The organism is Vibrio sp. 10N.286.55.E10 (assembly GCF_002872555.1).
Lineage (GTDB): Bacteria > Pseudomonadota > Gammaproteobacteria > Enterobacterales > Vibrionaceae > Vibrio > Vibrio crassostreae.
Map to the genome: position 1 here is coordinate 41,413 of NZ_MCSD01000007.1, position 19,210 is coordinate 60,622.

The window sequence follows — 19,210 nt, forward strand, 5'->3', positions numbered from 1 at the left end:
CGAACGATTCCCTGAACATGCAGCAGAACTTCGTACGATGCCGCTTTCTCTATATTCAACATTTGAATGCAATTTGTGGAATATATCAAAATTAATTAAATTGATAGTAAGTTATTACTTTTCATTATGTTAGGGTTCTTTTCTTTAGGTCAGCGGATTAGGAAGAGGCTAATGAAAAAGGGATTTGTGATAGCGATATCAATCAGCTTTGTTGTCTTCTTCTTTGTTGGTCGTGAGCTTCAGTGGCTCGGGTCCAGTAATTCCGAGTCGTTTCCTAAACTTCCTGATAGTCCCCAATTTGTTCCTTCTACCGATTTCGACGGTGAGTGGCTAGGCCGCCTTATTAACACCACTGGCAATAATATGTGTGAACGCACAACTATTACCGGAACCATTCGTGAGGGTAAGGCAACTCTAAGGCTTACCTACAACGGAACACCGTTAGAGGGCTGGGTTACGGAAAGCGGCGACTTACGTTTATATGCCAAACACCGCCAGTGGGACTATCGTTTTTCCGCAACTGGCAGCAGCAAGCGATTTGATGGCCGTTGGCACTTAACCAATGGCCCGTGCCAAGGAACTTGGTTTATAGAAAAGCTGGGTGACAACCTTGGCGTTGACGAATAAAGGACAATTTTCATGACATCCAACATTTGGCACTTTCGATACGCATTTGCAGAAGGTTATTACGTTAGGGAACTCTGCCTTTTTCCGTTCTCAATTGAAATTGGTTTACGTTGATGGATTAGCCGAACAAGATACATATGGTAAATTCTAGTTATTAATTAAGTTGTACATGGAGGTGCAATGAACATCGGAATCTATATTTATAATCAAGCAGAAGTTCTCGACTTCTCTGGCCCGTTTGAAGTCTTCAGTACAGCAAAGCGCTTAGGTGCTGAAGATCTAAATGTATTCTTAATCTCCGAAACTGCAGAACCAGTTATAGCTCGCGGCGGTTTTAAGGTATTGCCTGACTACTCGTTAAATAACCACCCCAAAATAGATTTGTTGATGGTCGTTGGTGGTATACATACTGACGAAATGAACAAGCCAAATGTGCTCGATTGGATATCTTCTGTTTCAGAATCGGCCTCACAAGTCGTGTCTGTTTGTACTGGTGCATTTCTTTTAGCTAAAGCAGGTTTACTTGAGGGGTTAACAGTAACCACTCATTGGGAAGACATCTCCGACTTAGCGCAGCAATTCCCAAGTTTAAATGTGAACAGTGATAAACGATGGGTGGCGTCAGGTAAATTCACTACATCTGGCGGTATCTCTGCAGGTATAGATATGAGCTTACATTTGGTATCAGTACATACCGGCCTACAGTTTGCCAAGAAAGTTGCGCGTCAAATGGAGTACAGTTGGCAGGAATGTAAATAGCTAACCATCAACAATGATTCAATATATGTGGCATTTATCTATGCCGTATTCCGGTGTGATTTGAAAACAAAGGACACAATATGCAAGTAAAGCTGGTCAAAGGTTCAGATCCTCAATTCGCTGAGCTAATCACCAAAACGAATATGGCGAGTTACTATCAGGCTCGTGGCATCGCTTGGGGTCATAGTCAGTTTTTACGTAGTTGGGATGAGCTGGATAACTATGAAGTCTATGTTGGTGGTAACCGTATTGGTGTTATCCGCTTCAGTTATACCAGTGGCACCACGTTTCTCCGAGACTTTCAGATATTAGCTGAGCATCAAGGTAAAGGTGTTGGCTCTAGGTGCTTGGATTTAGTGATCGAACATGCGAACAACCAAGCATCGACTCAGTTAGTGCTACGTGTGTTCAGTGAGAATCCCGCTATTAAGCTTTATCAGTCAAAAGGTTTTACAAAGGTTTCTGAAGTGAAAGGGCTTGTTGAAATGGAGCTGGTTTTAGGATCATCATTGAGAGAGTGCCATGGATAACCGTATCCAATTAAATTTTATTAAATATACGTTCTTTGAGTTGGTATTCGTAACCGCTCTATTGGCGTTTGTTTACTGGATCTCAGGCGGAGATCGTCAATCACTACCTACTATTGGGTTGATGTTCAGTGCTGTTGCGGTATTAAAAGTCGTCACGTTATGGTGGCAGTTCCGTAATCGCTCTTTTGAAATATCGAACAACCATGTTTGTTTCGATGGTTACGCTTGCGATATCAAGTTACAGGGAAGTATTCTTCCTTTTGGTATAGGGTCTGTTATTAAGCTTTCCTACACCAAAGGTGCGATGCAAAAACGTAATATTTACCTTCCGAAAGGGGCAATGAATCAAGACGAATGGCAGCGCGTATTAGCTTGCCGTGCATAGTTCCAGTTCTTTAGTTTGTGTTGTGCGTCAGTTTGTATTTCGGATGCGGTTCGTGTGCTAGTATCGCCTTTTTTGCACCGAGCTAGTATATGACTAACGACCATTTCCAAGGTAAATACGAAGTAGAGCTTAAGTATCGCCTCGATTCTAAATCAGAACTCTTGAAAACTTTGAGTCTTATTCCCCATGAAGTGATGCTCCAAGATAATCTTGAGTGCGATTGGTATTTCGATAGCCCAGACAGAAGCTTACAAGCTCAAAACAAAAGTTTGTGCATTCGGACTATGGAGCCATCGGGCATTAAGCTATGGATTGTAAAAGGCCCAGAGTCTGACCGGTGCGAAGCGACAAATATCACCGATGCGTCGAATGCCAAGAGTATGCTTGAGAACTTGGGTTACGAAGTGATTCTAAAAGCGCAGAAGACACGCAGTATCTACTTCGTGGGCGAATTTCATATTACTGTCGACTCACTAAAGGGTATCGGTGATTTTGCAGAGTTCGCTATCATGACGGATGATGAGTCTAAGTTATCGGTTTATAAAGATGAGTTGGAGTTATTAGCCAGTCGGTTTGGGCTGACTCAATCAGCACTACAAACTCAATCTTATAAGCAGATGTTCGAGGAAATGAACGCATAGCACAGCGATTAAGCGTTAGGGAGAGTTATGGACACCATTATCAAACAAGCCATCGAATTGCGCAAAGAGGCCAAGTATCAAGAGTCACGAGATTTGCTGGCGACACTACTCGATGATGAAAATTATGTTGCGAAAGCGCACTTGCAGATAGCTTGGTCTTACGACAATCAAGGCAAAGAACAACAGGCGATTGAGCACTATGTATTGTCTCTGTCTGGCGTACTGTCTTCAGTAGAGCGTTTTGATGCGCTTTTCGGGTTGGCGAGTACTTATCGAAGCCTAGGCCTTTATGCAGAGGCTTTAAGCTATTTCGAACAGACGATGGCAGAGTACCCTGATTCCCTTGAAGTTCAGCCTTTCTACGCGATGTGTTTGTATAATTTGGGTCGCCATAAAGAGGCAACGTCTCTGTTGCTTGAATTGTTGGTTTCTACGACCAATAGCGAGCCGATCAAAGAGTACCAACGAGCGATCTCTTTGTATGCTCAAGACTTGGATAAAACTTGGTAAGCGAGAGCTGTGATTAACACGCTTCACTTAATACGAGAAAAGCCTAAGCATCATTCGATACTTAGGCTTCAAGATTTAGCTTTTCTATTCAGATCAGCCGTTACGCTGAAAGCTCTTTACGAACGATCTCTGCGCCAGCGCTGAGTGCATTCAGCTTAGCTGAGGCAATGTCGCGAGGTAGGGGAGCCATACCGCAGTTGGTGCAAGGGTAGAGCTTGTCTGCATCAACATACTTAAGTGTTTCTCTCAGAGTGCTAGCCACTTCTTCTGGTGTTTCAATCGAATCGGTTGCCACATCGATCGCACCAACCATTACTTTCTTACCGCGAACAAGTTCAAGCAGTTCAAGTGGCACATGAGAGTTGTGGCACTCTAACGAGATGATATCGATATTTGATTGCTGCAGCATAGGGAAGACTTCTTCATATTGGCGCCACTCAGTGCCTAATGTCTTCTTCCAATCTGTGTTTGCTTTGATGCCGTAGCCATAGCAAATGTGTACTGCGGTTTCGCATTTAAGCCCTTCAATGGCCCTTTCTAAACAAGCGATACCCCAATCATTCACTTCATCAAAGAACACGTTAAATGCAGGCTCATCGAACTGAATAATATCAACGCCTGCGGCTTCAAGTTCTTTGGCTTCTTCGTTGAGGATCTTTGCAAATTCCCACGCCAGTTTTTCACGGCTTTGGTAATGCGCATCGTAAAGTGTATCAATCATGGTCATAGGCCCCGGCAAAGCCCATTTGATCGGTTGGTCAGTTTGCTGGCGTAAGAATTTAGCATCTTCAACAAACACCGATTTCTGACGAGAAACTGGGCCAACCACTGTCGGTACACTCGCATCGTAGCGGTCGCGGATCTTAACGGTTTCACGCTTCTCGAAATCGACACCATTCAGGTGTTCAATGAAGGTGGTCACAAAGTGTTGGCGGGTTTGTTCGCCATCACTCACGATATCGATGCCGGCTTGCTGTTGCTCATGCAGAGACACACGCAGCGCATCCTGTTTGCCATCGGTTAACTCGTTGCCTTCCAGTTTCCATGGAGACCAAAGTGTTTCTGGTTGTGCTAGCCAAGATGGCTTAGGCAAGCTGCCTGCTGTTGAAGTCGGTAATAGTGTTTTCATAATAATTCTGCCTGTCCTTAGATTCCCAAAGTGGATCGTATGTTTCCTAATGCGCGTAAAATAGAACGATTACAGCGCGTAGTTGGCAGACCAGTTTTCTAGTACCGACTGATATGGCTTAATGAAGTTTTCTTCTGCGAACTTACCTTGTTCAACAGCTAGTTTGCTTCGTTCTTCTCGGTCATACACGATTTGGGTCAGTGAGTGATCCAAGTTTTTCAAGTTTGGTTGGTAGCAGTTACCCGCAACCGCGTTCGCGTTGTAGATCTCAGGGCGGTAGATCTTCTGGAAAGTACCCATGGTACTGATGGTGCTGATAAGCTCTAGATTAGAGTAATCGTTCAGTAGATCACCAAAGAAATAGAAAGCCAGAGGAGCAACACTGTTCGGCGGCATGAAATAACGAACCTGTAAGCCCATCTTCTTGAAATATTGTTCAGTTAAAGAAGACTCGTTAGGTTGGTATTCAAAGCCTAATACAGGGTGTTGATTTTCAGTACGGTAATAAGTTTTATTATCTGAAACACTCAAACAAATAACAGGTGGCTTCTTAAAGTTCTCTTTGTACGCTTGAGAGTTAACGAAATATTTAAAAAGCTTGCCGTGTAAATCACCAAAATCGGCTGGAATACTGAATTTGTCTTGGCCTTTATTATGATCTAAAAGTAATACACTGAAGTCATAATCACGAACATAAGAAGAGAAGTTATTCCCGATAATACCTTCAATGCGCTCGTTCGTTTTGTGGTTCAGAATGTTGGTTTTCAGCACTTCAATTGAAGGGAATGCTTCGCCGTTACTTTCAATATCCATATCAACAGAAATGATTTCAAGCTCAACAGAGTAGCGGTCGCCCTTCGGGTTGTCCCAGTGTGCTAACGCATTGAAACTGTTATCGATCATTTGTAGTGCATTACGTAAGTTCGCTTGACGACTGTCGCCGCGAGCCAAGTTAGCAAAGTTGGTTGTGATACGCGTGTTGTCTGCAGGCTGGTAGTTTTCGTCGAGGCTAATGCTCTTAATCGTAAAGTTAAATTCATTATTCATGTTGATCTAGTATCCCAATTCGTTGTCTGATTCTCTCGGTCTTTAGTATTAAAAGTGTTTTTATTTTTTGCTGGTGACCGGATTAAGAATCGAAGGCTATGCTGTCTGAAATTAATGCTTAGTAGAATTAATGTCGTATAAAGTTAATCGCTTAAGGTTTTTATACGTGGATAGGTTGACCATTAACAATGGTATTACTTCACATTCATCATGAGGAATATTCATGATCTATATGTTTGAATATTCAAGTCGGTGTCAGTTATATTAATTAGCTTGATGGAAATATAACCACATTAATAGTGTGTTATTTAAGATAATTAATTTAATTAAGAGATGGATGAAATGAGTGAATTGCTGTTGTTGATTTTCTACTGTGCGTTACTAGGCAGTGGTGTTGGGTTTCTAGCCGGGTTGTTAGGTATTGGCGGAGGGCTGATCATTGTTCCTGTGTTAAGCAGCATTTTACTGTATTTAGAAGTTCTACCGTCTGACCAAGTTGTTGTCGCTGCGATCGCTACCTCGTTGGCATCGATACTGTTCACTTCCACTTCTTCTGCACTCGCTCACCACAAGAATGGAAATGTGCCTTGGGACTTGGCACCTTGGATCATGTTGGGTGTTGCCCTAGGTGCTTTGGTTAGTGGTTTTATGGCGGCGTTATTACCGGAAAAGGTTGTTCGTATCGTGTTTGCTGTGAGCGTGGTTCTTATTGCGATTAAGATGTTCTTAAGCAGTAAAAGTGACGCGCCTAAAGAACGAAAGCTACCGAATAAAGGTGTATTAACGGTTCTGACAACCATTACGGGTGGTTTGTCTGCAATGATAGGGATTGGTGGCGGCGCGTTACTCGTTCCTTTGCTCACGTTCTTTTCGGTCGATATGAAAAAGGCGATTGGCTGTGCGTCTGCGTGTGGCATTGTTATCGCGCTATTCGGCTCTATCGGTTACATCACCTCGGGCAGTAGCCACTTTGCTCTAACTGATGGCTTTGCAGGCTTTGTCTATTTACCCGCGTTATTGGGTATCGTGTGTACGTCTTGGTTCACGGCTCCTTTAGGCGCAAAAGCGACCAACCATTTACCTGTTCCGACTATCAAGAAGATCTTCTCAGTACTGTTGGTTGTTATCGCGGCAAGCATGGTGGCTCGTTAATGATGGTTAGTGACCTTCATCCGTTCGTAAATAAGAACACTTGATGATGCGTACATAACCGAACAAGGAGCAGTCATCAGGCTGCTCTTTTTGTTTGCCTGTCTACATTTATACGATTATGTCTATGAGTCTGTTGACAAAATCTTGTTGTTTAACCGGATTCACTGCTATAGCTAAATGTACTTGTTCAATTCAAGGGAATGCTAAAAGTGAGTGATTTATGGATCCGTTAACGCAGGGTGTACTAGGCGCTTCTTTGTCACAATCGGCGAGTAAAAAACAACATTTGGTGGTCGCTGGGATTCTAGGTTTGCTCTCTGGAATGGCGCCAGATTTAGATGCGTTTATTCAATCGGAGAGTGATCCTTTACTCGCATTGGAGTTCCATCGACAGTTTACCCATTCACTTCTATTTATTCCCATTGGCAGCTTGATTTGCGCTCTGGTTTTGTACCCTTTGATTGCAAAAAGGCGTGGTCTCTCGTTTAAACAGAGTTGGCTGTATTGCGCGTTAGGTTATGGCACACATGCTTTACTCGATTCTTGTACTACGTATGGCACTCAACTGTTCTGGCCGCTCACCAACGAACGTTACGCTTGGAATACCATTTCGATCATCGATCCTGTCTATTCACTGCCCATCTTAATATTGCTTGCGTTTGCAACATGGAAGCGAACTCCTTGGTTGGCTCGCATTGCGTTTCTATGGGCTTTGACTTATCCGACGTTAGGCATGATTCAGAGGGATAGGGCAGAAGCGATAGGATGGCAATTAGCACAAGAACGCCAACATACGCCTATTCGCTTAGAGGCTAAACCGAGTTTTGCGAATATCTTAGTGTGGAAAGTGGTGTACGAAACCGAATCTAGATACTACGTAGATGCTGTTCGAGTCGGCACTTCTGTTAAAACCTATCCTGGAGACTCTATTGCTAAACTGAATGTGAGTCAGGGTTTCCCCTGGCTTGATCCTAATTCCCAACAAGCCAAAGACATTGAACGTTTCCGTTGGTTCTCGAATGGTTATATTGCACAGGATCCAACGGATGAGCTGCGTGTTATCGATGTTCGATATTCTATTGTTCCAAACCAACTCAAAGCGCTTTGGAGCATCAAGTTGTCTCAATCTGCCGTTGCAGAGGCACATATAAAGTACGAAACCCACAGGGACAACACGCCACAATCCAGACAGATCTTTTTTAATATGTTGAAAGGCGATTAATGGTTAGAGGTCTTGAAAGCAAAAAGGTTGAGTCAGTGATCTGCTCAGCCTTTTCTTGTGCTGTCTAACCGAGAATTATAGGTAACGACTTCTCAAATGATCTTTGAAGTATTGAGCATTGAGCATTGAGCATTGAGCATTGAGTGTTTCACCTGTCGAGCCTTTAACCAAATCATCAGTAGTTAGTAGGCTGCCTCTGATCCAAATGTTCGACTCAAACTAAGTGAATCGCCGAATGATTAGAGAGCGAGCCTAGAAACTAAAGTTATGAAAAATAATAAATAAGTTAAGGCTATTATGCCTATGGGTAAGTATTTCATACATCCTCCTCTTGTTGTCACTGGTGTTATCTCATTGAGTGACGACATAAGATATGAATTAGAGAAATGCATTATGGGTGGTTCTTAATTGGCAAATTTGAATTTCTCTAATTCATCGTATCTATGTTTTTCGACAGCAATAATGACCCCAGTTAGCCAATCGCGGCTTTGAAATTCAACTCTGGAGTTATTATGAAATTAAAACCACTACGCACAGTTGTTCCTGCATTATTGTTAGGTTTATCAAGCTCGGCTGCCTTCGCTAAAATGACACTGACAGAACGTATTATTCCAACCCCTACTGGTATTTCCGCCGAACTGGCTCAGATAATTGAACGCCGGGAAGTCACTCCGCCACTTCCGGTTCCATCTACAGCGAAAGAGTGGCTCGCCCTGCAAGCAGTATTTGATACTCCAGGTATGGAGATAGCGCAGGAAGCCCTCGAACGTTTAGAGGTGACATATGAAGCTAAGCAGTTTGCGGGGGTGGATACTTTCTTTGTTACACCGAAGAACATTACCCCCGAATACAAAGATAAATGGCTAGTACATATTCATGGGGGAGCGTTTGTATTTGGTGGAGGAGAGTCTGCGTTGCGAGAAGCTATATGGGTGGCTAACGGGTTAGGGGCGCAAGTGATTTCGGTTGATTATCGCCAGCCGCCACTGCATCCATTTCCTGCTGCTATTAACGATGTTGCAGCAGTATGGGAAGAGCTGATTAAAACTCAAAAAGCGGAATCTACCGCGTTGTTTGGCTCATCAGCAGGCGGGAATTTAACGCTTGCCACGACACTTAAGCTACAGGAGCTCGATTTACCTATGCCTGGTGCACTGTTTGTTGGAACGCCAGCGGTCGACCTAAAGGAGACCTCAGACTCCTGGCATACTTTAAAAGGACTTGATGCGCTTGGCCAGAGAGAGGGTTTGATTCAAGGTACGTTTGACTTATATGCAGGAGGCGAGCCTCTAGACTCACCGCTGTTATCGCCAATTTATGCTCAAATTGAAGAGTTTCCGCCAACGATTTTTGTCTCCGGGACACGGGATTTATTGCTAAGCGATACTGTACGCATGCACCGTTTGTTGCGTAGCGCTGATATTGAATCAGAGCTTCATATTTATGACGGCCAGTCACATGGTGATTATATGAATGGCATTTTGAGTGATATGCCAGAATCCGATGATGCCTTAAAAGAACTCGGGCAATTCTTCAACACTCATATAAATTAGTTTTTAATGCACAGGGACGTGGCTTCTTTATTTAGGAGACAGTTATGACTCATCTATTTTCTTCATTGTTTACATGTGTATTGACATTATTGCGCGCTAACCATCATTACTCTCAGCATCAGTCACTCTGGGAGCATGGGGATTCTTCATCTCTTTGGCTCTCTCCAATATATGATGAAAAGAAAGGTAAGCAACGGTCACAGGTAAATGGGAACCTATCGAGAGGTAGTGAAAACTGTGTTTAGTAATGTGCCCCGTTTAGTACTTATTATGTGTTTGGCATGGGTTAATTCTCATGTATTGGCTAATGACTCTCTCGAACTTGCTGATACTTCTAGCCCAAGCCAGACATTGGCGAGCTTTATGACCGCATCTGATGTGCTAATAGATCACTGGAGAAGTGAACAGTTACACCTACCGGCAGCTCAACACGCATATTTACAAGTGATGCGTACCATGGATCTCTCTTTATTGCCTAACCGTAGTCGAACAGTGGTTGTAATGGAAAGGATTCTCTTACTGAGAGAAATCATCGATCGTTTAGACAGCGAAATACACACTAGAACTCCAGACGCGCTGCAAGTGAGTAAAGATGACCTGATCCATTGGCGTCTTGCCAATACTGACATCGTATTATCCAAACAAATGTCGGGAGATAATGTTGAGCAGTTTCTATTTAGTTCCGGAACGGTTCAGAGTTTACCTCGTTGGTACAGAACCGTAGCTGCTGTTGATTATCAAGTCGAAAACCGCACTGATTATTATCAAGAATTTGTGCTTACTCCTGGTCCTTTGTTTTCCAAAGACTTGATTCAATCATTACCTCCTCCTTTCAAGAAACTGTATGGTCCATTACCTTTATGGCAATGGTTAGTGTTAACCGGGGTGCTCACCTTGTGTTCAGCTCTTGTTAAGTTAAGTTTTTTATTAGGTGTTCGATGGAACTCCCGTTGGGAAAATTATGGGCGAAAGTGGCGTATAGGACGTCTTATTTCATTAGTTTGTACAGTGATACTTTTGCTATTAGCTAGGAGGGTGATAGATGAAGGGGTCTGGATAACAGGTACAACTTATCAGTTCTTTTCGACGCTGTTTTTATTGACACAGTTTTTCTATGTTTCTTGGTTGATCATGGCCATATTTAACTACTTTGCTGATATTTATGTATTCAATAAATATCAAGGTAAGCATGTAGACTCATCATTGATTACTGTGTTAGCACGTATTTTTGGTGGCTTAACCATTGTTATTCTGGGTATTTATGTTATCGAATTTATGGGTTTTTCAATAACCCCTATTTTGACTGGCTTAGGGGTTGGTGGTTTGGCTGTCGCGTTAGCAATTAGGCCAGTACTAGAAAACGTGATAAATGGCCTCACTCTGTACGCAGATGGTGGCGTTAAAATTGGAGAGTTCTGTCGTTATGGCAATAACAACTTAGGAACGATTGAAAGTATCGGTTTACGTTCCACACGTATTCGTACACTTGAACGTTCGTTAATCACTATACCAAATTCAGAGTTTGCTAATATGGAAATTGATAATCTTGAGCGACGGGACAAACGTAGAATGGACCATCTATTAAGGTTGCGTCCAGAGGCAACGTTGGAACAGTTACGTGTGCTCATTGTCCATATACGTAGGTTACTGTTGCAACACCCTATGATCGATGAAGATCCTGTGCGAGTCAGATTGATGGGGATTGGCGAGTATTCAATCAACATTAATATGATGGCTTATATCAAGTGTTGTGACCATGAAGAGTTTATGGCTGTGCAAGAGGATATTCTGTTTGCTGCATTAGCCTATGTCGAACAAGTAGGTGCAACTATTGCACATTCCACTCAGTACCAACTGGTGGATAAACGCAATGAAGGTGCTTTGGAGCAGAAGGAAAAAGCCGCTCAAGTGGTTGCAGGGTGGCATGAAGATCAAGCCTTCCCATTCCCTGATTTTGCTTACGAATACAAATACGAAATTCGAGACACTATCATGTATCCAGCTAAAACTTCGGCAGTACACCGAAGCTCTAGCGGTTAATCAAACCAGTAGCTCGTACTTTGTGCGAGTTACTATACTTCCGGTTGAATGACTTTATCAAAATAGTGCTGTAGTGTTTGGTGAATGAGTTGATTCAATGGGAAGCCTCGCTTGGATTGCAAGTAGCCGCCATTGATCTGTAGTTGGCGCATTTCTTTCGGAAGTAATGGCAGCGGATAACAACTTAACTCCGTTTCATTTTCTGTCATAAAACTACTGCCAAATGAGAAGGCGTCAGAATTCTTTAACTTGTTTAGCAGTACTCTTACACTGTGTGTAGATAATACAATCCTCGCTTTATAGCCTTTAGCTAAATACAAATCTTCGATTGGCGCTCTTTTTGAATTCACACCATCCACCAGGATTCGCGTGATGGGTAAGTGGTGTATATCTTCCCATTCACTAGATTGGCTGAGCACTGGGTGGTTCTTACGCGCGATGAGACTGAGCTTTATTTCTTTTAGTTTGTGTTGATATATTTCTTGCGGAAGCGGAAATACTGAAAAATGCAGCATGTAATCAATTTGGCTATTGAGCATTTCGGCAAGTGTTTGTTCTTGCCAATAGATCATTTTGAAGTTCGCATTTGGTAAAACTTTTCTCAGAGCTGAAAATATTCCCTCTCCATATTGGTCAAGCAAAAAAATATTCATTGCTATAGTGATGTCGCCAGTAAAACTTTCTGGGTCAAAATTCTTATAAGACTCAATGACTTTAGCCAATGGAATAAACATTTCCTCAGCGGCCTCAGCTAATTTTTCTGCTAACTCTGAAGGTTCTACACCGTGTGCTTTTCTAATGAAAAGCTGATCGCCAAACGTATCTCTAAGCTTTGCCATACCGCGGCTGACACTGGTTTGAGAGATACCGAGCTTATCTGCGGCAAGGTGGGTATTGCGCGTTTCAACAACCGCTTGTAAAAGCTTCAGTAGGTTTAGATCTAAATCGCGTAGTTCTCTCATAAACCGTCCTTGGTTAATTTAGAAGTGGTGGTAAAACTTAGCCATTGCTAGGTTAGGCTTATATGTAGATTAAGTGAAATGTAATAATATTCAACTAGATATTGCCTCGTTTAGAGGCAATAGCACATTAGAGTAAAAAGGATTGAGCGAGGTACAGCACACTAAAAAAAGCGGCGGCATCCGTAAATGTAGTTAGGAGAGGGCTAGATAGCATCGCAGGGTCGAGATTCAGACGTTTAAGAATCAGCGGTAGCGTTCCTCCTGTGATCACTGCTAGCGTTGAAGAAAAAAGGTACGCGACACTAACTAATATAGGTAATGCGAGATGTTCTTCGCCGTAAGTCAAAAATGAGAGTAGAGCGAGAACTGAGCCAATCACCGCGCCATTTATAATGCCGATAGGTAGCTCTTTTACGATCACGAACAACACATCTTTTGGTGACAAGTTCCCGACAGAGAGCTCTCGAATCGAAACGGCAACTGCTTGATTTCCAGCTGCACCGGATAAGTTCGCAACTAAAGGTAGTATTGCTGCTAACAGCGCAAATTGTTCAATTACGGGCTCGAATTGAGCAATGATTGATACCGCTGCGTAGCTTAATAGAACAGAAGGTAGCAAAAATGCTAGCCGGCGTAGATTACGTTTCGCGGTCGGCATGGTGCGAAACTCATCCCCGCCAAATACACCAGCTTGTTCAAGAAGCTGCTGTTTTGATTGACGAAACAGCGCCTCATTCAATTGTCTAAATCCCACAACACCAATTTGGAACCCTGAGTTATCGATTACAGGAAGGACTGGGTGTGTTGTCGTATCTAGTGCACTTTTTAGTGAATTCAAATCCCACTCAGCCGGTACCGCCAGTAGTGAGGAGTTGAGGTGCTCTTTTAGTTTCCCACCGAAAGGTAACCCAAATAAGTCTTTGAGCCTGATTGCTCCCAGATAATTACCATCTCGATCCTGCAGGTATACGTAACGCCACTCTTGATAGTTATAGCTAGAGTCATCATCGGAAATAAGATGGCTGAGCTCGGCAACCGTTGTGTCTGAATCAACCTTCAACATTTCATTGTTGCAAATACCTCCTACCGTGTCTGATTCATAATTAAGCGCTGCTTTTTCTTCTTTTTGCCAAGCGTTGGGTAAGGACGTATTTAGCTGTGTTGACCGCTCCAATGGAAGCTGAGTGAGTAACATACGGCGGTCCGGAGATTGGAGTAAAGGGAAAACTTCTTGGAGGTTCTGGATTGGCAGTTTTTCTGCTAAGTAACGTAATTGAGAGCTACTTAAGTGATCAATTAAGTTAGCCGCTAGTTCAGGATCTATTTGAGAGAGTAGCGACCAAGCGTGAACTCTTTGATCATCATCTAGTCTCCTTAATGCATTGGAGATCGCTGGTGTATATGCGTGGAGCAAGGTTTCGCGTAAGAGCTTGTCTTCCTCCGTTTCAAGGCTAGTGAGTATTGACTCGTAAAGGTGTTCGGACTCTGTTGAGTGTGACGCTTTTGAATGTAAACGTGTCGTTGATAAAGTCATGGGGCCTCAGCATTATTCTTGGTAGTGATGATTAGGATCGTTCAAAAGACTCTGGTTAGATGACCAGAGTCTTCAAGTCATAGGCTTAATCGAACATTAAGATGATATAGGCCAAGAATAAGACTAAGTGTGTGGCGCCGTTGAGCGGGTTGGTTCGGCCACTACTGAAACTGACACTCGTCATCAGTAAGGTCGTAATTAACAAGACCATTTCGGCAGGTGCTAGACCGAGATGAATCGGTTCATTCATGACACTTGATATCATCAGTACCGCAGGCACAGTCAATGCAATTGTTGCCAAGACAGAACCAAAGAAGAGGTTCATCGCGCGCTGAAGTTGATTGGTAAGAGCTGCTTTGACTGCGCCAACCGCTTCGGGAGCCAGAATGATCAACGCGACAATTAAACCGCCTAATGCGACGGGGGCACCCATGGTAGAAATACCATCATTAATCGGCAGTGCGAGGCTTTTTGCCAGTAGAATTACCACAATCAAGTAACCAATTAGCATCAAGCTGTGGAATAAATTACTTTGCAATGGCCCATGATGGTCGTGGTGATCTTCGTGATCCGAGTTAATAAAGTAGTCAGTATGGCTACGAGTTTGAATGAACAAAAAGACCGCATATAAAGCAACAGAAGCGAAGACTAAAATCCACATTAAGCTTGATGACATATTTCCTAAAGCGTCTACGCTCGCAAAGTTGGGTAGCACTAAGCACAGCATCGCGAGTGGAATAATGGCGACTAAGTAAGCTTTGATTCCATGAAGGTTATAAGTTTGAGTGTGATACTTTAGGCCGCCAATCAGTAAAGTGATACCGACAAACCCATTGAGTACAGCCATGATCACAGCAAACATGGTATCGCGTGCGAGCACAGGGTTTGAATCACCAGTAAGCATGATTGATGAGACCATAATGACTTCAAGCAATACCACAGAAAGCGTCAATATGAGTGTCCCATATGGGTCACCAAGCTTTATAGCGAGTGCGTCAGAGTGACGGACAACAGCAAAAATAGCAGTCATGACGACATAGAAAAGTAAGGCGGTGAGCAGTATATAGGACATGGATGATAAACCGCTCATGAGTAGGTTATCGCCAACTAGTTTGAAAAATAGTATAGCGATAGCACCTGTGAGAAGTACATGTTCTTGTTTAAGTAGTTTGAGCATGATGACCCTTTTTAGTGGTCCTAATTGCTCGTCATAATCCTTTAACGAGAAAGCGAGGATAAATTTAAGTAACTGATTCCAATCCAGTCTTTTATGTGCGTAGCAGCAAAGCTAAGCAGTATTCAAAGCACCGATGAGAGGTGTTCATCTGTGAAACGAAAGCGAGAAAGAGTCACAGGTAGGTGGTGGCATTCTTTCTCTGATTCATCGGAGGGGAACAAATTAGAAACGGTAATTCAAACCAACAGACATCAAAAATTCGGTGCTTTGGTAGAAATCGATATTCGATGTGTTTAGGGTTGCGCCACCAAATGATGTCACGCTCCAGTTCTCCCAGTTAGGGATATCGTTGTATTCATAAGCCACGAATACTCGGTGGAAATAGTCAGCGCGCTCTTGATTAAATAGCGGGTTAACTGATTCAAAATCGCGATAACCATGGCTACTCGTGACAGCAAAATGATGATCATTTAAATTGGCAAAATAGGTGGCTTCAACTTTGTATTGATTATATGAAGCCGCAGAACCTTCAGCGTTATGATCGGTATAACTGAATGCAGTAATTAGTCCTGAGCGATGGTTTAGCATCGACAGGTATTGCCCTTTTAAAAAATAGGTATCATGATCTCTCGCTAACTCTTGATAAGCGACTCCTTCATTATCAAGTTCTGAGGTCGCATAGCCTAAATCGAAAGAAACTCCGGTATTGGCAATATTCGATAGCTTTAGACGATAGGCATCGCCTTCAACGTCGGTTGTTATTCTTTGTGTACCTTCTAGGTAGGGGTTGTCCCAAACTTCGCCGGAAACAATTGTCGGAAGGTAAGCTATGTCTATTTGCGTTCCATCTGGTAAGTCACGTTGGTATCCAACCTCAAAGGCGAGAGTACCGACGGCAAGATCGTCACGAGACGTACCTGCATAAACTCGGTGGGTGTCTTGAGTATCTAGCGCCAAGTTTAAGTTTCCAAGAGGCGCTGCAAAGATCTCGTTTGTGTGAGACACATTATTATTTAGGCCCTTTAACATTCTGTCGCCGTTGGGATTTAGATTTGAGTTAGAGGTGGCAAACCCCGTATTCACTGAGAACTCACCACTAACTCGACTTGAGTCGAAAGCTTGTGCTGCAAGGGGTAGTGTCGATAGTAGCGAAATAAAAGGTAGGCTTATCTTTTTCATAACATAGCTCTCCGCATGATTAATTAAATGTGTGATTCGTTGGTTGAATTATTTGATGGAGTGGATAGTAAGTTTGTGTATGCGAGGAGGCGACGGTTTAGAGAAATTCATATATGAATTGAAACGATATGCAAAATTGAATTTCTTTAATTCCTCCTTGATTTAGTCCAGATATGGATAATGGACAGTACGTAAACAGTTATGAGAGAAGGAATATGGATCAACATTTGATTCTAAATAACCGGCGTTATCGAATCTGCGATTTGGGCGAAGGGGAGTGTACGTTAATGATCACTGCGGTTAGCTATTTAGACTCATTAACGGATTTCTATTTGCCACGCTGCAATAAGCGATTGATTGTGTTGGATATGTCGGAGTCATGGCCTTTGAATACAGATGTTGTTAATCAAATTGAAGCGGTGCAACTTATTGATGACATTTGTTTACTACTGGATATTTATTGGCTAGAAGACGTAGAAATTGTATTAGAATCGCCGATACAAGATATGGTTCCATCTATTATTAAGTCTTTGGAAGGGCGCATAACTAGGGGAATATACCAAGCCAAGTAAGTTAGTGTCGGGCGTTATGTTTGAACTGTGTTGAAGAGGCTAGATTGCTGACTGGTCATGATAAATATATTGTACTAATCATTAAGTAGCGAGCCAGCAACTCATCGTTAATGCGCTGCTGGCTATTATAGTTAGCCTTTAGATAACGACTTCTCAAATGATCTTTGAATTATTGAGCATTGAGCATTGAGCATTGAGCATTGAGCATTGAGCATTCAAAGTTTCACCCGTTGCGCCTTTTCCCTGAAATCCGAGATGAACCTTTTTTCCATAATCTAGCGTGTAAAAGTATTTGCCAGATCGATGTTGCATTGCCTCACATCACATATATTAATAAAACCCATAATGCTTACATTTATAAATGTGATTTATATCTCCATTCATTTTTTGATTACTTTCTAAGCTTAGTTGGTTTTTATCCAATTAAACAGAAGGTTATATGATAAATAGAATAATAACACTAAGTGGCGTTGCATTACTTTGTTCAGCGAGTGCACACGCGCAAATGCAAAATGGAAGTTTCGAAAACTGGGAAGGAAACGTACCATCTGGATGGAGTGTGATTGACTCCGGCATTGCAGTTTCACCCTCTAGCGTTCCTGTAAATAACGGCAGTTTCTCAGCACAAGTAACAGTGAATACAAGTACTCAAAGTAATACCGATTTTCTGCAAACGATACGTGTTGAACAAGGGAAAACTTATGATTTCTCTGTCGATGTTTACCACACGGAAGGTAACGTGAAAGCTCGCCTTTTTGTTGATGGCTATTTAGGCTACTCGAATAATGGTTTAACGAATCAGTGGCAAGCATTGACTCACTCGTACAGCGCTACTAGCACTAAAGATATCGTTGTGGGCATACGATTTTATGATGATGCAGGTTTTGATGGTTCGGAAGTGGTGTATTTAGATAACTTTCAGCCGACGGAGACTCCACCAACACAAAGCTGCAATGATACAAGTGCCGCACTCACGCTAGTGACGGATAACTATGGTTCTGAAACCAGTTGGTCTCTCAAAAACTCAGTTTCTCAAACTCTTTATTCTGGTTCAGACTATAAAAATAACACCATCAATGAAGTGGAAATGTGTTTAGCGGATGGTAGCTACATCCTAGAAGTCTCAGACTCTTATGGAGATGGAATGTGCTGCAGTGGGGGAAATGGTTCATACAGTTTGTCGGTAAACGGAACCGTTGTGGCATCTGGTGGTGATTTCCAAGCAAGTCAGAGTACAGAATTTACGATTGGTGGTTCAACTACACCACCAACTGAACCACCAGTGTTAGGTGAGTATTACAAAGACGCTGAAGGCAAAGTGGGCTTTGCGTTAAAAACGGCCTTATATCAAATTATTGATAATCATAGTAGTCAGGGTTACACCGCTATTTGGACGTTGGTGTCTGAGGCTGACCTAGACGCATACTATGACACTGATGGGTCGATTCTCGATATGTATTCGGAGAAACCTTCAGGCTCAGATTCAATCCAATTTACTAAGGTGGCCGATCAATGTGGTCAATACAGAAAAGAAGGTGATTGCTACAACCGTGAGCACTCATTCCCGAAAAGCTGGTTTGGTGGAAAAGTCGAGCCAATGAACTCTGACGGTCACCATCTATTTGCCACTGACGGCTACGTTAACTCGAAACGTAGTAATTGGCCATTTGGTGAGGTGAGTAGCGCGACATACACATCAAGCAATGGTTCTAAGTTAGGCAGTGCAGCGAACTCTCTTGGTTATGTAGGTACGGTGTTTGAGCCAATTGATGAGTTTAAAGGTGATTTCGCAAGAGCATATTTCTACATGGCAACACGCTATGAAAATGAAATCGCTAATTGGGAAGGGAACTCTACAAGCTCTGATGCCGTTCTGGATGGAACCAATACAACCGTTTTTGAACCTTGGCTACTTACTATGCTAAAGCGTTGGCATTCTGAAGATCCAGTAAGCCAAAAAGAAATTGACCGAAATAAGGCGGTATATGATTTTCAAGGGAATCGTAATCCGTTTATTGACCATCCAGAGTTTGTAAGTCAAATCTGGGGGAATTAATCGGAATATAACCACCATGACAATGGCTTCATGATTATTGAATTGAGCCCAATCCTTTGTTTGGGCTTTTTTATTGAGAGGCATTAGAGAGCATGATTTTAAATATTTGAAAAAGCATATTGTCTGAAGACCCGT

General features: G+C 42.6%; 18 protein-coding genes. 12 read left to right on the forward strand and 6 right to left on the reverse strand.

The features are described from left to right. Positions 1 to 171 precede the first annotated feature (171 nt). From BCV39_RS05840 to BCV39_RS05865, 6 genes are all read left to right on the forward strand, one after another. On the forward strand, positions 172 to 627 hold the full coding sequence (locus BCV39_RS05840) for a hypothetical protein (protein ID WP_102433364.1): 456 nt from the start codon (positions 172 to 174) through the stop codon (positions 625 to 627). 180 nt (positions 628 to 807) lie between these two features. After that, positions 808 to 1,386, forward strand: coding sequence for a DJ-1/PfpI family protein (locus BCV39_RS05845; RefSeq protein ID WP_102433363.1), 579 nt, complete (start codon positions 808 to 810; stop codon positions 1,384 to 1,386). A gap of 80 nt (positions 1,387 to 1,466) precedes the next feature. Beyond that, positions 1,467 to 1,916: a GNAT family N-acetyltransferase gene (locus BCV39_RS05850; protein ID WP_102433362.1), complete on the forward strand. Its 450-nt coding sequence runs from the start codon at positions 1,467 to 1,469 to the stop codon at positions 1,914 to 1,916. Then, positions 1,909 to 2,301 (forward strand): hypothetical protein, encoded by a 393-nt coding sequence (locus tag BCV39_RS05855; RefSeq protein WP_102433361.1) that lies wholly within the window; start codon positions 1,909 to 1,911, stop codon positions 2,299 to 2,301. Before BCV39_RS05850 ends, BCV39_RS05855 begins: the two co-directional genes overlap by 8 nt. Positions 2,302 to 2,390: 89 nt before the next feature. After that, positions 2,391 to 2,942, forward strand: coding sequence for a class IV adenylate cyclase (gene cyaB, locus BCV39_RS05860; protein ID WP_102433360.1), 552 nt, complete (start codon positions 2,391 to 2,393; stop codon positions 2,940 to 2,942). Positions 2,943 to 2,969: 27 nt separating this feature from the next. Beyond that, positions 2,970 to 3,452 (forward strand): tetratricopeptide repeat protein, encoded by a 483-nt coding sequence (locus tag BCV39_RS05865; RefSeq protein ID WP_102433359.1) that lies wholly within the window; start codon positions 2,970 to 2,972, stop codon positions 3,450 to 3,452. 100 nt (positions 3,453 to 3,552) lie between these two features. Here the strand turns inward: BCV39_RS05865 and BCV39_RS05870 are convergent, their stop codons facing one another. Next, positions 3,553 to 4,581, reverse strand: a complete 1,029-nt coding sequence (locus tag BCV39_RS05870; protein WP_102433358.1) for a methionine synthase — start codon at positions 4,579 to 4,581, stop codon at positions 3,553 to 3,555. Between the two features lie 69 nt (positions 4,582 to 4,650). Further along, positions 4,651 to 5,628, reverse strand: a complete 978-nt coding sequence (locus BCV39_RS05875) for a DUF1852 domain-containing protein (protein WP_102433357.1) — start codon at positions 5,626 to 5,628, stop codon at positions 4,651 to 4,653. A gap of 342 nt (positions 5,629 to 5,970) precedes the next feature. Between BCV39_RS05875 and BCV39_RS05880 the strand changes: the two genes are divergently transcribed. From BCV39_RS05880 to BCV39_RS05895, 4 genes are all read left to right on the forward strand, one after another. Further along, positions 5,971 to 6,780, forward strand: coding sequence for a sulfite exporter TauE/SafE family protein (locus BCV39_RS05880; protein ID WP_017064214.1), 810 nt, complete (start codon positions 5,971 to 5,973; stop codon positions 6,778 to 6,780). Between the two features lie 220 nt (positions 6,781 to 7,000). Continuing rightward, on the forward strand, positions 7,001 to 8,002 hold the full coding sequence (locus tag BCV39_RS05885) for a metal-dependent hydrolase (RefSeq protein ID WP_102433356.1): 1,002 nt from the start codon (positions 7,001 to 7,003) through the stop codon (positions 8,000 to 8,002). A gap of 512 nt (positions 8,003 to 8,514) precedes the next feature. Continuing rightward, the gene (locus BCV39_RS05890; RefSeq protein WP_102433355.1) at positions 8,515 to 9,555 is read left to right on the forward strand and encodes an alpha/beta hydrolase; all 1,041 of its coding nucleotides are present in this window, start codon (positions 8,515 to 8,517) and stop codon (positions 9,553 to 9,555) included. A 363-nt stretch (positions 9,556 to 9,918) separates the two neighbouring features. Then, positions 9,919 to 11,595: a mechanosensitive ion channel family protein gene (locus tag BCV39_RS05895; protein WP_241902318.1), complete on the forward strand. Its 1,677-nt coding sequence runs from the start codon at positions 9,919 to 9,921 to the stop codon at positions 11,593 to 11,595. A 32-nt stretch (positions 11,596 to 11,627) separates the two neighbouring features. Here BCV39_RS05895 and BCV39_RS05900 read toward each other — a convergent pair whose 3' ends face one another. The 4 genes from BCV39_RS05900 to BCV39_RS05915 all read right to left on the reverse strand — a co-directional run bounded on the left by BCV39_RS05900 (position 11,628) and on the right by BCV39_RS05915 (position 16,447). Then, entirely contained in the window at positions 11,628 to 12,557 is a 930-nt protein-coding gene (locus BCV39_RS05900) for a LysR family transcriptional regulator (RefSeq protein WP_102433354.1), read from the reverse strand. Between the two features lie 127 nt (positions 12,558 to 12,684). After that, positions 12,685 to 14,091, reverse strand: coding sequence for a magnesium transporter (locus BCV39_RS05905; RefSeq protein WP_102433353.1), 1,407 nt, complete (start codon positions 14,089 to 14,091; stop codon positions 12,685 to 12,687). Positions 14,092 to 14,176: 85 nt separating this feature from the next. Beyond that, entirely contained in the window at positions 14,177 to 15,268 is a 1,092-nt protein-coding gene (locus BCV39_RS05910; RefSeq protein ID WP_102433352.1) for a calcium:proton antiporter, read from the reverse strand. 222 nt (positions 15,269 to 15,490) lie between these two features. Beyond that, the gene (locus tag BCV39_RS05915) at positions 15,491 to 16,447 is read right to left on the reverse strand and encodes a DUF2860 family protein (RefSeq protein WP_102433351.1); all 957 of its coding nucleotides are present in this window, start codon (positions 16,445 to 16,447) and stop codon (positions 15,491 to 15,493) included. Between the two features lie 215 nt (positions 16,448 to 16,662). Between BCV39_RS05915 and BCV39_RS05920 the strand changes: the two genes are divergently transcribed. Beyond that, the gene (locus BCV39_RS05920) at positions 16,663 to 17,019 is read left to right on the forward strand and encodes a hypothetical protein (protein WP_102433350.1); all 357 of its coding nucleotides are present in this window, start codon (positions 16,663 to 16,665) and stop codon (positions 17,017 to 17,019) included. A 439-nt stretch (positions 17,020 to 17,458) separates the two neighbouring features. Continuing rightward, positions 17,459 to 19,075: an endonuclease gene (locus BCV39_RS05925; protein ID WP_102433349.1), complete on the forward strand. Its 1,617-nt coding sequence runs from the start codon at positions 17,459 to 17,461 to the stop codon at positions 19,073 to 19,075. Positions 19,076 to 19,210 lie beyond the last annotated feature (135 nt).

Coding starts and splice junctions, on each gene's coding strand:
- BCV39_RS05845 (WP_102433363.1), top strand. CDS start 808: ATGAACATCGGAATCTATATTTATAATCAAGCAGAAGTTCTCGACTTC.
- BCV39_RS05875 (WP_102433357.1), bottom strand. CDS start 5,628: ATGAATAATGAATTTAACTTTACGATTAAGAGCATTAGCCTCGACGAA.
- BCV39_RS05855 (WP_102433361.1), top strand. CDS start 1,909: ATGGATAACCGTATCCAATTAAATTTTATTAAATATACGTTCTTTGAG.
- BCV39_RS05925 (WP_102433349.1), top strand. CDS start 17,459: ATGATAAATAGAATAATAACACTAAGTGGCGTTGCATTACTTTGTTCA.
- BCV39_RS05900 (WP_102433354.1), bottom strand. CDS start 12,557: ATGAGAGAACTACGCGATTTAGATCTAAACCTACTGAAGCTTTTACAA.
- BCV39_RS05890 (WP_102433355.1), top strand. CDS start 8,515: ATGAAATTAAAACCACTACGCACAGTTGTTCCTGCATTATTGTTAGGT.
- BCV39_RS05895 (WP_241902318.1), top strand. CDS start 9,919: ATGACCGCATCTGATGTGCTAATAGATCACTGGAGAAGTGAACAGTTA.
- BCV39_RS05880 (WP_017064214.1), top strand. CDS start 5,971: ATGAGTGAATTGCTGTTGTTGATTTTCTACTGTGCGTTACTAGGCAGT.
- BCV39_RS05905 (WP_102433353.1), bottom strand. CDS start 14,091: ATGACTTTATCAACGACACGTTTACATTCAAAAGCGTCACACTCAACA.
- BCV39_RS05910 (WP_102433352.1), bottom strand. CDS start 15,268: ATGCTCAAACTACTTAAACAAGAACATGTACTTCTCACAGGTGCTATC.
- BCV39_RS05865 (WP_102433359.1), top strand. CDS start 2,970: ATGGACACCATTATCAAACAAGCCATCGAATTGCGCAAAGAGGCCAAG.
- cyaB (WP_102433360.1), top strand. CDS start 2,391: ATGACTAACGACCATTTCCAAGGTAAATACGAAGTAGAGCTTAAGTAT.
- BCV39_RS05840 (WP_102433364.1), top strand. CDS start 172: ATGAAAAAGGGATTTGTGATAGCGATATCAATCAGCTTTGTTGTCTTC.
- BCV39_RS05870 (WP_102433358.1), bottom strand. CDS start 4,581: ATGAAAACACTATTACCGACTTCAACAGCAGGCAGCTTGCCTAAGCCA.
- BCV39_RS05850 (WP_102433362.1), top strand. CDS start 1,467: ATGCAAGTAAAGCTGGTCAAAGGTTCAGATCCTCAATTCGCTGAGCTA.
- BCV39_RS05920 (WP_102433350.1), top strand. CDS start 16,663: ATGGATCAACATTTGATTCTAAATAACCGGCGTTATCGAATCTGCGAT.
- BCV39_RS05885 (WP_102433356.1), top strand. CDS start 7,001: ATGGATCCGTTAACGCAGGGTGTACTAGGCGCTTCTTTGTCACAATCG.
- BCV39_RS05915 (WP_102433351.1), bottom strand. CDS start 16,447: ATGAAAAAGATAAGCCTACCTTTTATTTCGCTACTATCGACACTACCC.